A 14705-nucleotide genomic window follows, 5' to 3' on the forward strand; every position below is an offset into this window, starting at 1 on the left:
TGTCGGACCATGCAACAAGCGCACGCCGGGCCGGTCTGCAAGCGCGCAGAATAGCGACGTCGCGTCGGAAAAACCGATGATCGTCTTCGGCGTCGCGATCTCGTCGGGCAGGTGCTCGAGCAGATGCGCGCAACCGAATCCCCCTCGCGCGAACCAGATGATATCGATTGATGCATACCAAGCGTTGGCGTCGCCCAGCACGGACGCAATGATCCGGCTTGATCAATACTCTGCATCCCTCAAAGAATGACCCGCGTGAGTAGAGCCAGCACACCCAATCCCGTTATGACACTGAGCAAGGCGTTGCGCCAGCGGAGGTAGCTGAGGGCTACGGCTGCAAGCGCAATGACTTCTGCGCCGAGCGGTGCCGTCGAATGGCTTCCCGCGAGGGAATGCGTGACGAGAATTATCATCACGCACAGCGGAAGCTCTCGATTCAGCGTTGTCATCCATGAGCTGCGAAGCACTGAACGGTGCAACAAGAGCGGCAGCGCCCGCAGTGCGATGGTCAGCACGCTCATGATGCCAACCGCCATCCAGTTTTCACTCGTTCCAATCATTATTTCAGCCCCCGGTTGCCGTCCATCGCCAGCGGGAATGCAATCGCTCGCATCAACAACAGGACCAAGCCGATTCCCAATGAAACAATCAATGCGTAGTTCGGGAACATCGCCTTCGCGACAAAGTACGCTCCAACACCGATGGCTGCCGGTACCCAGCTGCGTCGAGCCAGGTACTGCTCGATGGCGAGAATGGCGAAGAGCGCCGGCAGCGCAAAATCCAGGTTGGGAATCCACCGTGAAACGTGATTGCCGAGTAGCACACCCAGCACCGTGCCGCCGATCCAGTAGCCATGATTGACCAAACTAATCGCCGTCGACAAGGACCGTCGTTCCGCCTCGGGTACGGTCGACAGCACGGAATAATTTTCATCGGTGAGCGCCGCGATGACATAGAACCGACCGGCAAGCGACTTCGGGAGATGATCCAGCAGTGGAATGGCGTAGAGTATGTGCCTCAAATTGATCAGCAGCGTGCTAAGGGCAACCGTGCTCAATCCGCTTGCGGCGGTAAGCATCGGAACCGCAGCGAATTGCAGCGCGCCGGCGAAGATGAACACGCTCATTGCAATCACGAGCACGGGCGCAAGTCCCGCTTGACACGCAAGTACGCCGAACGCAAAACCGGTTGGAATGTAGCCCATCCCGACCGGCGTCGTGAGGCGCACGATCAATTTTCGCCTGCTTGTCATCGTGTCATTGTCCAATCTCGACGGATGACGCATCGTGCACCAGCGCATCCGATGTCTTGTAAAGCGAAAACGATTTGATCAACGGACGAATCGTTTCCTCTGGGCCAAAGAGGCCGACACACACAATGCGGTTCTCCCCCGGTGAGGCCGTCCATGTCGCCGATTGCTGCTCGGACGCGCTCGCGCCAAGCATCGAGTCAATAAAGGCATTGTGTGCGACATCCGCTTGCCTCAGCTGCACCACCAGCTTTTCCAGCTGGCTCGAGCGCTTCGAGCGAAGCACTATGACGGGAAACTCGCTAATACGACTTTCTACGCCAAATGCCGGGCTTGGATAAGGCAGCAGATTCCAGAATGCAGCACCATTCGCTCCCGTCAGACCAAGCACGGTATGAGCGACGGCATTGAGTATGGTGGGCGCCGGAAACTCCGTATTGACGACCAGCACCGTTTTGCTGGAGTTATCGAGATACTTTATTTTAGCTCTCCTGAGTTAATCGCAGCGTTCTCCGCGTTATCAAGTCCGCGCACATTCGGGATCGAATACGTACAGGTAATGCTTTCGAGCCACGAAAACTGATGTTCGATCATCCCGTGCATGCCCCATAGTTCGCGCAGCGCAAAGCCGGCTCTATCTCCGCTGTCGATCGCCGCCTGTCGCAGGTACAGACTATATGACCAGTCTCGCGAGTTCTGGCCCGCCATATGTGCCAGATGATGCCAATCATGTGCGGGGAGATCCGCGACCAAGCAAGCGACCCGCACCGGCAGATGAAACACTAGCATCCTTGCCACCCATCCGGCCACGCGAAGGACGTGAACGAACCGACTGTAATTGCTCCCGGATGCGAGTAACGGAAACCGCTCTCCACAAAATCGACCCCAGCACCGGCTTGCGTATTCATGCCAGTCAGCGACCGACTCTCCCGCGATGTTCCAAGCGTGTTCAGTCAGGAACTGCAGCAGGGCGCTGACATGATAGATGAAAAACATGGGTACGAGCACAGCGATGATATAGGCTTTCCATCCCGCCAATACGATCAGCGCGGCATGGCCTGCCAGCATTGCCAATGCTACAAGCGTCTCAGCCAGCCTGTTGCGCAGAAACACCGATTCGAGGCGTGCACGCGCAAACATGATGTGGAACACCGGGCTCGCGACCGTCATCCAGAGATTTACCCAAAGCTCGCCTCTTTCCCGCCCGGGGATGAAGCCGAGCTTTGCCAGAAAGGCGGCATCGGCATCGCGTTCGGTCGTAAAAATATCCGAATTGTGATGTTCGAGGTGCTCCCTACGATACTCCACCCCGTTCTGTACGAAGATCAATGACGGTATCACCCGTGCATAGAGCTTGTTCAGCGACGGGCGCTCGAACAGCCGATTATGGATCGCGTGATGTAGATGGGTGACTTGCATCTTCCGGAGCAATCCAACCAGAACAAGCCAAAACACGACGATAATGGCCCATGCTCCCAAGGTGTCACGATGGGCAAGCTCGACGAGGGCCCCCAAAATGGCCATGCTCGATGCGAAAGTCACGACGACGTCCAGAGTCCGAGGGACACCAAACGGCCGCTCGGCCGCATCGAGGGGTTTGCCCGTCATCCAGGTCAGGACAGGTTGCGCGATACCCGGCAAACCGCGCATCGACTCTCTCGTACCACTTTCAAACATGCTATTCACTCTAGGATCAGCCTAATGAAACCGGTACACGCCGATGACTTCGTGCACAGGTGGCGCCGAGACGTTTTAGGGCTTCTCTGCGCGAAAACGCAGACGCGTGTAATCGATCGTCCAACGCCCGTCGTTGCCCAGCAAACGCGGCGCCAGTTGGCGGGTCACGTCGTCAAGCATGAGCTCGCGCTCGTCTTCAGCCAATACGGTGAGATATGGACTACCGAATGTTTTGATCCAGTCGCGCACCGGGTAGTTGATCACCACCGGCCGATCAAACAGTTCGATATGCGAGACGACGAGCCCGCCCGCTTCGAGCACCTCCCGGTACTCCTGTTCTTCGGGTAGATACCAAGGATCGATCTCTTCCGAATCATAGCCTCGCGCCGTCAACGCTTCATGCACGGCCTGTCGGATGTAGTACGCGTTCCTCGCGCCAGCAAATTCGCCGACGAAACGCCCTCCGGGTACCAGCGCTCTCGCCACGCCGCGCACGACGGCATCGGCACGACGCATCCAGTGCATCGCGGCATTGCTGAATGCGCCATCGAATTGCTCGATAAAGTCCAGTTCTTCGCCGTTACCGATGTATACGTCAAGACCGCGCGCCTTCGCGGCCGCTACCAGTTCCGGGCTGTAGTCGACCCCCGTCAGCCGTGCGCCCGTCGCGGCAATCTTTTCGGTCAGATATCCGTCTCCACAGCCGATATCGAGAATGCGTTCGCCCGGAAGCGGATTCAACAAGTCGATCGCCCGGCCAGCGAGATCGCCGACGAAGCGAGCGTTGTTTTCATAGAGCTGCGGACTCCACTTCTGGCGTTGCGACGTGCCGCGTTCAAAAATCTTCCCAGTCATGATTGAACCTCGAGTCGTGTATGAATATCGGTCATCGTCTTTGCTGTCGCGCCGTCGACGTATGTTCTATTGAGCATGGTGTGATCCGTGTGCGTGGGCCCGGAGTCCGAGTCCGGGTGATAGATCACGATACGCATGCTCTCGTCCTGGCTCTGGAAGCTGTGCGCGACGCCGGGCGGGATCACAAAAGCCGTACCTGCACGAAACTCCATCAACCCGTGATGGGTGTCACAGCGCCCGTCGCCGGACAAAATGAGGCCCACCCGTATGGTCGGATGGGTGTGCATCGTTTGCGACGTATTGCGCGGCAAATGCAGAAAATTGAGGCAGGGCTCGCCGCGCACCGGCGGAGCGAGCAGCACACTGCTTGTACATCCGTCGATATATCTCAGCCGGCCGAGCGCTTCAACGGGACCACCTACCAGCGTTGAACCTTCATAGCCGAGGCTCGTGACAAGGATTGCCTGGGCGTTGCCTGCCAGCGACACACCGCCGGGAAAACAGCCAAACTGGCCGCTTCGCAGTTGATAGATATTGCCCTTGTGTGACACATCGAGCTCACCAGACTGGACAATGACAAAGTGTGTGGAATCCGAGTCGAATTGCTGCATGCCGCCGGGCGATACGGCAACCTTCGTCGGCGTTTCCAACTGGGAGTAATCCAGCATGGCGGCCCTGTCCACCGGAAACACCAACATCTTGTCATTCACGGGAAAGTGTGTGCCAGTGTCCATGATATCGCCCTCAGGTTCGTGTTGATTCCAACAACGGCTTTCAACCAGTCGCCAATGCTTGCGCCTCGATATTGCTTTGCCAACATCAACACTGATCTGTATTGATGACGGAGAAAAACATTAATCGATACAGGAATGCACTTCCTAGTCAAAAACTGCTACTGCCGTTGTTTATTGTCACCATCGATGATCCGCTCCGCACGGTTGCGTGCCGTACCGCATCATGCTCGCGCAGCGTCATCTTCTGGAACTTGCCGGTCGGGGTCTTGGGAATCTCGTCGATGAACTCGATCGCATCCGGCAGCCACCAACGGGTAAAGCGTACGGCGAGGTGATCGAACAGCACCTGCTCAGTCGCGCTTGCGCCGTCCCGCAAGGTGACGTATGCGACCGGCCGCTCCTGCCATTTCGGATGCGCGCGTGCGACGACCGCAGCCTCCTTCACCGCCGGGTGTCCCATCAACGCGTTTTCGAGTTCGATCGAGCTGATCCATTCTCCGCCGGACTTGATGAGATCCTTCATGCGATCGACGATCTGAACATAGCCTTCGTTGTCGATATGAGCCGCATCGCCAGTGCAAAGCCAGCCATCCTCGGTCCACGATTCGCTCGCCGGCAGATCGTGATAGCGCGCGGCCACCCACGGGCCCCGAACCTGCAACTCGCCGACTGTGCTGCCGTCCCAGGCGGCCTCGCCATCGGCCGTCATGATGCGCGCATCAACAAATGGCAGCGGCATCCCCTGCTTGAGCCGACGCGAGAACACCTGCTCGCTCGCGCCTTCGGAAAGACGCGGCTTGAGTGTGCCGAACGCCCCCACCGGGGAGATCTCGGTCATCCCCCACGCATGTGTCGCCGCGATATTCAAACGATCGAGCGCCGCCAACATCGCCGCCGGACACGCGGCCCCCGCCACGACGAGACGCAGGTCCGGCGCAAGGCGCGCCCGCGCGCGATCGTCGCCTTGCAGCCGCTCGATCAATCCATGCCATAGCGACGGCACGCCAGCCGACAGCGTGACCTGCTCGGCGGCCAGCAATTCGAAAAGGCTCTCGGCATCGAGCCGAGGCCCGGGCAACACCAGCCTGGCTCCCGTCAGGAGCGCGGCAAACGGCAGGCACCAGCCGTTGACGTGAAACATCGGAACGACGGGCGCAAGCGTCTGCCGCATCGACAGGTTGAACACGTCTGGCAATGCGATGCAAAACGCATGCAGCACCAGCGCCCGATGGCTGTACACGACACCTTTCGGCTGCCCGGACGTACCGGACGTATAGCAAATGCTCACCGGCCGATTCTCGTCGGCGGTCACGCCGCGAAATTCCGGCCGGCCGGCCTCGATCAGTGCTTCATAGTCCAGCCACGCACCGGGCCGCTCATCCGTCGGCACGCGTGTGCCGAACGGCACGACGATCACTTGCTCGAAATGCGTCCGCGCACGAATGGATTCGTAAACCGGTAGCAGGATCTCGTCGACGATCAAAAGGCGCGCGCCGCCATGATTCGCGACAAACACAAGGTTGTCGACCGGCATGCGCGGGTTGAGCGTGTGTGTGACGCCGCCCGCGGCCGGAATCGCGAAATAGGATTCAAGATGCGCATAGTGATTCCACATCAGGGTCGCGACGCGATCGCCGACCCGCAATCCGCGACCGCACAGCATCGACGCGAGCCGCCCGACGCGCTCGGCAAACACGCCCACGGTATATCGGTGCCATCCGCGGTCAGGCATGCGCGACACGATCTCCACATTCGTGTGCACGCGGCGCGCATGCTCGAGGATACCGCCGATCGTCAGCGGAACATTCATCATCGTATGCAGCATCATGCTTGCTCCGCGGCGCCCATCGCGCAGTCCGGCACCATGCCGACCGGCGCGAGCCAGTTCGTCGATTCACCGCCGTCGCTAAGCGCGTTCTGCGCGGCGCCGACGATTCCAGTCGCCAGCACATCGTAACGACCATGGCGGCCGACAAGACAGGCCTCGACAAAGACGAGCGACGGCGTGCGACGGACCGCGCGGCACTCGATCACCGGGCGTGGATCGCGCACGGCTTTCATGAACTGGATCGACAAGTGCATCGTTCCGCATGTCCTTCCGCGGAAATGCAGGATGCCCGCGACCGACATCGCACAATCGATCATTCCTGCGATCATCGCGCCGTTCAGCGCCGCGGTGCCGAGCCCGCCATCGTGGGCGCGCGTGCGGCGCACGAGCGCGAGACGCACTGCGTGTTCGTCGTCGAGATCAAGCTCCGCGCCCAGATGCTCAAGGATCGCCATCTTCGACAATCGATCGCGCCATATGCGACGCTCATCGAGCGTCAACGGAATAGCCAGCACGCTACGCGATTCGGCAACAGCGTTCACGCGGGCACCCCTTCGGCAACAGGCGCGACAGCGGCCTGCGTCGCGGCGGAAGTCGAGGTCTGCCGATAGGGCGACCAGATGAACTGACGCCAATAGCTCTCGGCCGCCTCCACCCACGTACGCAACGTATCGACACTGTCGAGCGATCGGGCAAGGCTCACCATAAGCCAGCTATAAACGGCCTGGCTGTCCCGGCAGTCCCCGCAGTGGCCGGACGTGCAGCATCGCTCGAGCGTCTGCAGGTCCGCTTTCCAGGTATTGAAGAACGGCAGCGTCGGATTGCCGTTCTGCATGCGCTCGACATTGTCAGGATGATCCTGGCTGATGCTCGGACAGGTCTCATAGCCGAACTCACCGCACCATGCGCGCCCGGTGACCATCGCCTCGATATGCGCCGGATGGTTGAGAACCGTGTCCGGGTACATGCTTTTCACGCGAAGCATCTCGGCAAGCAAGCGTCGCTCGTTCTCCATGCGTAGCGGGTGACCGGTGTTGTATTTGCTGTAGAAATTGAAGCTCACGAAATTGCCGTTGGCACGGATGCGTTCCACCGTCGGCTCGATGTGCGCGAGGCCGTCCTCGGTCACCGCGAACACGAACGTCGCGCGCGGATCGTCGCGGTAATTCTTCAGCGCCGTATCGAACAGCCCGGCGAACCTCCGTCCGCCTGGCTTGATCGCGCGCAACGCATCGTCGAGCGGTCCGCCGCCGAACAATGAAATGAAAACCGTCACGTTGCGAAACGGATCCGTATTCGGAAACGGCTCCAGACCATTTGTTGAAATCGATACGAAGCGCATCGCGTCAACAAACGCCTCGACGCGTTCAGGGAACAGCGTCGGCTCGCCGCCGATCAGCAACGCGCAATTGATACGCCGCTTGCGTTGATTCTTCGCGAACGCTCGCCACGACTCGATGTCCTTGCTCTCCTTCGACACCTTGTCATGACCGAATTCGAAAAACCAGCAGCCCTCGCACCGAATATTGCAGGCGTTGGTCAGGTGATATTCGCATGCGCGCACGAGCGCCGAGAATCCGCGCACGTCGGCAAACCGGCGCGAAAGGTCTGCATCCGAGCCGAGCAAGGCGGGCAGGCGTTCGGCGATGACGGCCTTGCGCTCTGCGTGAACGCTTCTTGATTCGTTCATGTCAGTGTCAGTTGATCGAGTTCGTGATATCGGCAGGCACCGCCTGCATTTCCGGCACGACCAGCCCGAGCGACTGAAGCCGCGGCACCGTCTTGCGAACGAAGCTTTTCCGCAATTCTCCGTTCATCGTCTTGCGCAGCCCCCACTTCACATAGAGCCGCGAGCGGCGCGATTCATCACGGCCGAACAGCGCCAGCACGTGCGGCCACAGGCGATCGACAGCGGCCTGCGCTTCGTTGCGCCCCGCATCGGTCGCACATGCGTCGCGCACGATGCGGTAGCCGTGCGCGACATGGACGTGTTCGTCCTTGATGATCTGCTTGACGAAGATCTCGCTGAACGGCTGATAGCTGCAATCCTGGAACTCGAGCAGGTGTTCGAGCACGACGGCCTCGCCCAGAAACGAGAAAATGCCGCGCTCCATCCAGGTCCTGACACCGCGCACCAGCTCGTTCGCATAGTACGGACGCGCCTGGAAATGCTGTTCGAGCATGCCGTTCGTATCGACACCGATATCGCTCAGTACGGCAGCGCTGAGCTGATAGTGCTGAACCTCCTCCGAGGCGCGCTCACAGCAGACGAACTTCTCGAATGCGTTCGGCGCGAGGTTGTAGAAAACTTGCGTGTAGTCGTCGGCCCCTGTCAGTTCACCTTCCGTATGAACCAGCATCAAGTGCGTTGCCAGTTGCCGATACTCGTCCGGCATATTGCGAAAATCTTCAGGAGTCTTAACCTCATGCTTGCCGAGCACTGATTTGATCGTTTGCGCTGTATCCATGGATGATAGGTATCGACGTTGGAACGAGGAACGGGAGCATCAACCGACAAACGTTTGAATCGTGTGCCGGACCGAATCATCGTACTCGTCGCCTATACGGCTACCACGGCGAAAATTGCACAGCTGGTTGATTCCTGCGTTAGATTTTTCCAATCGCGATTCGCATTACCCGACGCTGACGATGCTGCGTGCGGATGCGGCGTGACGTGCGCGATAGACACTCGGCTGAATGCCCTGCAGGCGCCTGAACTGTTTCGAGAACTGGACCGGATCGCCAAAGCCGCTGGCAAATGCAATGTCCTGAATCGACATGTCGTCCCGGCTCAAGCACGTGCACGCGAACTCGACGCGCTTTTTCAGCACGTACTGATAGGGCGATATGCCTGTCGCTTCCTTGAACTTGCGGCAGAAATAGTATTCGCTGAGCCCCAGTTGCGCAGACAGTTCGGCCAGGCCTATCGGTTTCGACAAATTGGCGTCGATATAGGCGTCGAGCCGCTTCAGTTTGGTCTGCCCGAGCGCCGACGACGCTTGCCTCGTCACAGTCTCGGGCCGGCGAAAACGGCTGACGACGTGAGCCGCGATCATGCGGGCGTAGATATCGGCAAACAGACTGCCGTGCGGATTGCCATCGATGATCTCGGCTTGGAGCATCTCCGATGCTTCGAGGATCAGGCGCTGCTCCGTCTCGGCGAACTGCGGGAAGGCCTCGAAACCCGTCACCCCGAGTTCATAGGCAACGTCCGCGACGAACGCCGGCCGCAACGCCATCAGATTGAGACTGCCCAACGAGCTCGTGTAGCGCACGCGATGTGGGGAGCCGTTCGGAACGTAGACGGTCGAGCCTCGTCGCTGGGTTTCCTGATGCAATTTCCCGCCGATCCATCGCTCGGCTTTCGACAATGGATTGAGCTTCACCATCAGATAGTGATCGTCGATGACGTGTTCGGTGGTCTCGAACGCGTCCGCGCACCGATGCTCGAAGTAAATCGAGTCCCAACCGAGACCGTCGCTCGTCAGCACCGAACCGTCCCCGAGCATCGATCGTCGGCTTTCCGGATTTCTGAAATCGAGGCGTGCGTGCTTCATGGTGCCACTCTCCTTACCGACTGTCCGCATTCGCAATTACCAGGGATTAATCAGCCTGACATAAGCCCGGTTGCATACCCGCCTACTCCGAACGCGTCACGCCGGCACGGGACTGACCAGTGATATTATCAATTCATATATCCATTCCACGATTATTCAATTATTTTTCCCAGACGTGAATGGCGCTAACGGGGGCATGCGATGTTCGATCGAAATCAACTGGAGGCTTTTGCGGCCGTTGTAGAGCATCGGAGCTTCGAGCAGGCGGCCAGTGCGCTTCATCTCACCCGCGGCGCCGTATCGCAGCGCATCAAGGCACTCGAGGAGACCCTGTCCACGGTCCTGCTGATCCGCAACCGTCCGGTCCTGCCGACGCCTGCCGGAGAAGTCATGCTGCGTCACGTGAAGGCGCTGCGCCTGCTCGAGCACGACGTTCACGCGCGGCTGAGCGGGGGGCTTTCGGTGCAGGAGCGCACGCCCGTAACAGTCGGTATCAATGCCGACTCGCTGGCCACCTGGTTCGCCGACTGTGCCAACACGCTTCTCGCCGAACTGCCGATCGCGCTCGAAATCGTCGTGGACGACCAGGATCACACGCGGCCCATGCTGCTGCGCGGGGAAGTCACGGGCTGTGTGTGTACGGAGCCGACCCCGGCGCAGGGCTTCCAGGCAGCTCCGCTCGGCATGATGGAATATCGCTGTGTCGCCACGCGAGCGTTCGCCAGCCGGCATTTCCCGAACGGTTTGACACCACACGAGGTCCCGACTGCGCCGGCGGTGCTGTTCAACCGCAAGGACTCGCTGCACGACGACTTCCTCGGCATGCTGTTCGGCGTGCAGCTGAAGCAGTATGTCCGCCATTACTTTCCGTCGCCCGTCGCATTGCTGGGTGCGATCGCGCAAGGAAGCGGCTACGGTCTCGTCCCGCTCGTCCAGATTCAGTCGCACCCCATCCACGAACAACTAGTAGACCTCGCCCCCCACCGCGGCCTGTCCGTCCCACTCTACTGGCATCACTGGGATCAGGAGCCGATGCTCGCCCGGCAGCTCACGGAGCGTGTCGTCGCCTTCGCGCGCACCGCGCTCGCGAGCACACCGCAGCCGCCCGCTTCGCCGCCCATCGCAAGCGCTGTGCCGCGCGAATCGGCATAGCAGACCGGGCGACAACGAAACCACCTAGGTCGTGCGCGGAACCCTGCACCAGTGCGCGATGAGTACGGCAACCGACGCGAGTACGCCTATCGCGAGAAATGCGAGCTCGACTTGCCCCTCAACGAGGTCCGACCATTTGGTCAGGTAAAGCGCGCCCGAGGTCAGGGAACCGGCGAGCGTCGCACGCTGCGCAACGGCGGCCGGCACGTCGATTCGCAGGAGCAACAGGCCGAACAGAGGCACGATGCTCGCGATGTAAACGATATTGAGGTCGATCATGGTGCTAACGATGCCTTGCCCACGGTCCGCGACGAGCGCACCCAGCGCGACGATGGCAAGGGTCGCCGTCACACCCGCCTGTCGCTCGGGAGCGCGAGTGAATGCCAACGCCGCGCCCGTCATGGCCCGCACGACAGCGGCACCGGAACCGAGCGCCGCCGCCAGCAGCGCGACCAACATCGCCGCGCCGGCTCCATGGCCGGCTTTGCCCGATACGTGCGACAGCACGAAAGGAATCGCCTCCCGTGCGGCAGTCTGATGCGTCAACACGCCCGCATCGCGTGCAGCGATCACGGCCGCCGCCGGTAACGCACCGACGACGATCAAGACGAACGCGGCAAGCGCGCAGCCGGCCACGGCGTCACTGCGCCGTTTCGCGGAGATCACGAACTGCTGGTAGTCGGCGCCCGTGACGACGAGAAAGACGATCGCGATGGCCATCGTCACGAACTCGGGTCCGCTGACGATTTGAACATCGCTGACGAAGCGGGGAACTGCATGCAGATAGACTTCCGTGCCGCCAAGACTGACGACGGCACAAACGAGCACGATGCTGCTCGCGAACAGGCATATCGAAAATACTTTCGAGGCAAGCCCGAGACGCAGATGCGCGGCGATGCCGATCGCCACCATGACGATCGGCATCGCCAGGTGTCGGGGAATACCGGCAAGCGTCAGTGACGTACTGGCACCCCGAATCTGTGCCGCGAGTACGCCCGTCATCCAGATCACCGACAGACCCGCGACGCAACGCTTCACGGCCGGGCCGTACCGGCGCCCGAACAGTTCCCAGATCGGCACACCGAGTTGCCAGACACGACCCGCGACCATGGCGAGCAGAAGCATGCCGATACCCGTTAACCATGGATACAACGCCCCCGCCATGCCGCGCGACATCGCGAGCTCGCCCGAGCCGAACAGGAAGCCGATGCCATAGCTCGCCGACACGAGGAGCGCGGCCACCTCCAGCATCCCGATGCGCTCGTCGCCCATTACGCCGCCTCGACCGACCGGTGACATTTGAGCACGACGGCGTCGCGCCCAAAAAAGTACGCGGTACATGTCATGCCGCGCGCGCGATAGCTAGGCAAGCTCGACAGCACATTCTGCGCGGCGGGTAGCCGATAGTATGGAACCGACGGCAGCAAATGATGCGTCAGGTGAAAGCCGTTGTTGTGCGGATGAATGATCCACCGCCGATACCGCGCAACGGTCGTGTCGCGCGTAAACGAATAGATTCCGCCACGCGCCAGCCCATAGTGATCGCACATTTCGCGCAGCGTCGTGATCGCATGGAAGGTCGTCGCTTTTGCCAGATGCCACAGCACCAGAACGAAGATGGCAAATTCGTGGCCCGCGACAGCCGTCAACAGCGCGCTCAATGCGATCCACCACGCGACGAGTCGCATACGCCGCATCACGCCAACCTGCGGATCGACACAATGCCCCGCCACGGCACCGATCCAGGCATCCCGCGAGAACAGCAAGCCGCGATAGGTTGCCCACCAGCCAGTTCGCGCGGATCGGGGCGCAATGTAGTCCGGATCGTTTTCCTGCGAACCGAGCATCGCGTGATGACGCGCATGGGTTGCACGATAGCGCTCGAGGTCCATCAGAAGCGCGGGTGCAATGAACAGCTTTGCGAAGGTGTCGCCAAGCCTACGGTCGCGGTACAGATTCCGATGTCCAGCTTCATGCAGCAAGTTGCCGAGCGCGCGCTGCCGATTACCGATGACGAACAGTGCAGCTATCGCCGCGATCGTGCCGTAACGATACCCGCACGCGGCAGCGACGACGATCACCGCCCAGTCGAATGCGACATCGAGCACCGGGCGCACCGGATCGATATTCCGCAGCCCGCCCCCGCGACGGCTCGTGCCGTCCAGCTCTCGGTGGACAATGGATGCATCGGTTGCTACGGCATCCGCGTTATTCATTATGGAGTTCATAGGACCACCGCAGATCAGAAACCGAATCGCAAGTCGAATTGTGTCTCGGTCGCCTGGGCAACGACGAGACACTCGATTTTATGGACTGCTTTTCGAACGCCGATACGATTTAGAATTTTTCGTCGGGCGATAGCCGCTCTAACGGAGGCTGCGATCCCGAGGCGGGCGCCGCTGCTACACGGGTCTCACGCGCTCGTTTCGCGTCTCCATGGCCTGAATGTCAGCCACAGCAGCAAGCCCGGGCATTGGAGCGCGAGATTGATGCCGAATGCCCACTGGTAGGCAACCGCAGGATACGCACCCGCTTGCCGCAGCCAATGGGCAATAATCGCTCCGAGGCCGGCCTGTACCGCGAAGGCGAGCAGGAACACGACCAGGTTGAACGACGTGCTCACGCGGCCCGTCAGGTGCGGCGGCACACTTTGAGCGATGATCGCGTAGTTCATCGTGGTCGCGGTGCCGAAGAACGTGAACGCGCAGGCGACGAGCAGCGGCGCGGCACCGCCGCCAAATATCATCAGTGCCTGTGATGCAATGAACAGGACGATGCCGCCGCCGCATATCGACAGTGGCCTGACGCCGAAACGTTTCAGATAATCGGTCAGCCACCCGAAGACGAGCGAACCCGCGACCATCATCGCGGTGCCCGCCATCAGTACCGCGGCCGACTCGCGGCCGTCCAGGCGACCGACGTCGGTCAACCACGCGCCCATCCAGAGGCCCTGCATCGCCATATACGTGGCATGCGCCCACACGGAATAGAGCGACAACCTCCAGAACGGCCAACTCCGGAACAACTGTCCGACGTCGCGCCACATGTCGCTCATGCGTACCATGGATGACGTCGACGGACGCTCCGGCACAACGACGAGAATCAGCATGCTCGCGGCGACGGTACCGAATGCCAACACGACGAATGCCGTCCGCCAGTCGACGAAATGCAGCACGGCGTGCATCGGCGTCGTCGACGCCATCGCGCCAAGACCGCCGACGGCGAGCAGCATTGCGGTCGCCAGCGACAGTCGCTCAGGCGGCAGCCATTGCGAGCTTGCCTTGATCGCCGCCATCAGCGAACCAGCCACGCCGAAACCGATCAGCGCCCTGCCCACCGCCAGTTCCATCAGCGAATGCGCGTGTGCGAAAAGCAGCGCGCCGGCTGCCGCGACAAGCAGCAGCGGCGCCTGTCCGCGACGGCATCCATAGCGATCGAGCATTACACCGATCGGCAGTTGCGCGATCGCGAACGCAAGCAGATAGGCACTCGTCAGCCAGCCGAGCGCGCTGGCATCGAAGCCCAGGTCACGAGCGAGAACCGGATAGACGATCGCGTTGACGTTACGGTACAGATACGAGAGAAAATGCGCGAATGCAAACGGCAACAGTACGCCGACGACGATCGAACCGACCGACCTGTCCGGTTTCGAC

16 protein-coding genes are annotated in these 14705 nt (G+C 60.6%); 1 reads left to right on the top strand and 15 read right to left on the bottom strand.

Going from position 1 to position 14705, the window contains the following annotated elements; genetic code table 11:
• The 12 genes from J8I33_RS30355 to J8I33_RS30410 all read right to left on the bottom strand — a co-directional run.
• Positions 1-201, bottom strand: a 201-nt coding sequence (locus tag J8I33_RS30355) for an LD-carboxypeptidase (RefSeq protein ID WP_348636035.1), incomplete at its 3' end; no start/stop codon positions are given.
• A 38-nt stretch (positions 202-239) separates the two neighbouring features.
• A complete protein-coding gene (locus J8I33_RS30360) occupies positions 240-560 on the bottom strand; it encodes an AzlD domain-containing protein (protein WP_280884352.1) in 321 nt (106 codons plus the stop codon).
• Complete coding sequence (locus tag J8I33_RS30365) at positions 560-1228, bottom strand: AzlC family ABC transporter permease (protein WP_348636038.1); 669 nt, start codon at positions 1226-1228, stop codon at positions 560-562. Before J8I33_RS30365 ends, J8I33_RS30360 begins: the two co-directional genes overlap by 1 nt.
• Positions 1229-1256: 28 nt before the next feature.
• On the bottom strand, positions 1257-1700 hold the full coding sequence (locus tag J8I33_RS30370; RefSeq protein WP_348636036.1) for a DUF2000 family protein: 444 nt from the start codon (positions 1698-1700) through the stop codon (positions 1257-1259).
• Between the two features lie 26 nt (positions 1701-1726).
• The gene (locus J8I33_RS30375; RefSeq protein ID WP_209939677.1) at positions 1727-2899 is read right to left on the bottom strand and encodes a fatty acid desaturase; all 1173 of its coding nucleotides are present in this window, start codon (positions 2897-2899) and stop codon (positions 1727-1729) included.
• Between the two features lie 102 nt (positions 2900-3001).
• Positions 3002-3781 carry a class I SAM-dependent methyltransferase gene (locus J8I33_RS30380; RefSeq protein ID WP_209925930.1) on the bottom strand — a complete coding sequence of 260 codons (780 nt, stop codon included), beginning with the start codon at positions 3779-3781 and terminating at the stop codon, positions 3002-3004.
• Positions 3778-4515 carry a cupin domain-containing protein gene (locus tag J8I33_RS30385; RefSeq protein ID WP_209925932.1) on the bottom strand — a complete coding sequence of 246 codons (738 nt, stop codon included), beginning with the start codon at positions 4513-4515 and terminating at the stop codon, positions 3778-3780. The genes J8I33_RS30380 and J8I33_RS30385 overlap by 4 nt, the downstream gene beginning before the upstream one ends.
• A gap of 148 nt (positions 4516-4663) precedes the next feature.
• Positions 4664-6343 carry a long-chain fatty acid--CoA ligase gene (locus J8I33_RS30390; RefSeq protein WP_245170268.1) on the bottom strand — a complete coding sequence of 560 codons (1680 nt, stop codon included), beginning with the start codon at positions 6341-6343 and terminating at the stop codon, positions 4664-4666.
• Positions 6340-6885 carry a PaaI family thioesterase gene (locus J8I33_RS30395; RefSeq protein ID WP_348522266.1) on the bottom strand — a complete coding sequence of 182 codons (546 nt, stop codon included), beginning with the start codon at positions 6883-6885 and terminating at the stop codon, positions 6340-6342. Before J8I33_RS30395 ends, J8I33_RS30390 begins: the two co-directional genes overlap by 4 nt.
• Complete coding sequence (locus J8I33_RS30400) at positions 6882-8033, bottom strand: radical SAM protein (protein ID WP_209939678.1); 1152 nt, start codon at positions 8031-8033, stop codon at positions 6882-6884. The genes J8I33_RS30395 and J8I33_RS30400 overlap by 4 nt, the downstream gene beginning before the upstream one ends.
• 7 nt (positions 8034-8040) lie before the next feature.
• Positions 8041-8784, bottom strand: a complete 744-nt coding sequence (locus J8I33_RS30405) for a Phenylacetic acid catabolic protein (RefSeq protein ID WP_348636037.1) — start codon at positions 8782-8784, stop codon at positions 8041-8043.
• Positions 8785-8976: 192 nt separating this feature from the next.
• Complete coding sequence (locus J8I33_RS30410) at positions 8977-9900, bottom strand: AraC family transcriptional regulator (RefSeq protein WP_209925937.1); 924 nt, start codon at positions 9898-9900, stop codon at positions 8977-8979.
• 201 nt (positions 9901-10101) lie between these two features.
• Here J8I33_RS30410 and argP point away from each other — a divergent pair, with 201 nt between their 5' ends.
• Positions 10102-11052: an HTH-type transcriptional regulator ArgP gene (gene argP / locus J8I33_RS30415; RefSeq protein WP_209939679.1), complete on the top strand. Its 951-nt coding sequence runs from the start codon at positions 10102-10104 to the stop codon at positions 11050-11052.
• Between the two features lie 24 nt (positions 11053-11076).
• Here the strand turns inward: argP and J8I33_RS30420 are convergent, their stop codons facing one another.
• The 3 genes from J8I33_RS30420 to J8I33_RS30430 all read right to left on the bottom strand — a co-directional run bounded on the left by J8I33_RS30420 (position 11077) and on the right by J8I33_RS30430 (position 14659).
• A complete protein-coding gene (locus tag J8I33_RS30420) occupies positions 11077-12324 on the bottom strand; it encodes a hypothetical protein (RefSeq protein ID WP_209925939.1) in 1248 nt (415 codons plus the stop codon).
• Positions 12324-13268, bottom strand: a complete 945-nt coding sequence (locus J8I33_RS30425) for a fatty acid desaturase family protein (protein WP_209925940.1) — start codon at positions 13266-13268, stop codon at positions 12324-12326. Before J8I33_RS30425 ends, J8I33_RS30420 begins: the two co-directional genes overlap by 1 nt.
• A 197-nt stretch (positions 13269-13465) precedes the next feature.
• Positions 13466-14659, bottom strand: a complete 1194-nt coding sequence (locus J8I33_RS30430; protein WP_245172586.1) for an MFS transporter — start codon at positions 14657-14659, stop codon at positions 13466-13468.
• Between the last annotated feature and the right edge of the window lie 46 nt (positions 14660-14705).

Origin of the sequence: Burkholderia sp. AcTa6-5 (assembly GCF_017815075.1) — a bacterium.
Lineage (GTDB): Bacteria > Pseudomonadota > Gammaproteobacteria > Burkholderiales > Burkholderiaceae > Burkholderia > Burkholderia sola.

Bases quoted from the DNA above. Each gene is read 5' to 3' on its own strand.
- J8I33_RS30360 (WP_280884352.1), bottom strand. From the start codon at position 560: ATGATTGGAACGAGTGAAAACTGGATGGCGGTTGGCATCATGAGCGTG.
- J8I33_RS30385 (WP_209925932.1), bottom strand. From the start codon at position 4,515: ATGGACACTGGCACACACTTTCCCGTGAATGACAAGATGTTGGTGTTT.
- J8I33_RS30420 (WP_209925939.1), bottom strand. From the start codon at position 12,324: ATGGGCGACGAGCGCATCGGGATGCTGGAGGTGGCCGCGCTCCTCGTG.
- J8I33_RS30375 (WP_209939677.1), bottom strand. From the start codon at position 2,899: ATGCGCGGTTTGCCGGGTATCGCGCAACCTGTCCTGACCTGGATGACG.
- J8I33_RS30410 (WP_209925937.1), bottom strand. From the start codon at position 9,900: ATGAAGCACGCACGCCTCGATTTCAGAAATCCGGAAAGCCGACGATCG.
- J8I33_RS30380 (WP_209925930.1), bottom strand. From the start codon at position 3,781: ATGACTGGGAAGATTTTTGAACGCGGCACGTCGCAACGCCAGAAGTGG.
- argP (WP_209939679.1), top strand. From the start codon at position 10,102: ATGTTCGATCGAAATCAACTGGAGGCTTTTGCGGCCGTTGTAGAGCAT.
- J8I33_RS30400 (WP_209939678.1), bottom strand. From the start codon at position 8,033: ATGAACGAATCAAGAAGCGTTCACGCAGAGCGCAAGGCCGTCATCGCC.
- J8I33_RS30390 (WP_245170268.1), bottom strand. From the start codon at position 6,343: ATGATGCTGCATACGATGATGAATGTTCCGCTGACGATCGGCGGTATC.
- J8I33_RS30425 (WP_209925940.1), bottom strand. From the start codon at position 13,268: ATGAATAACGCGGATGCCGTAGCAACCGATGCATCCATTGTCCACCGA.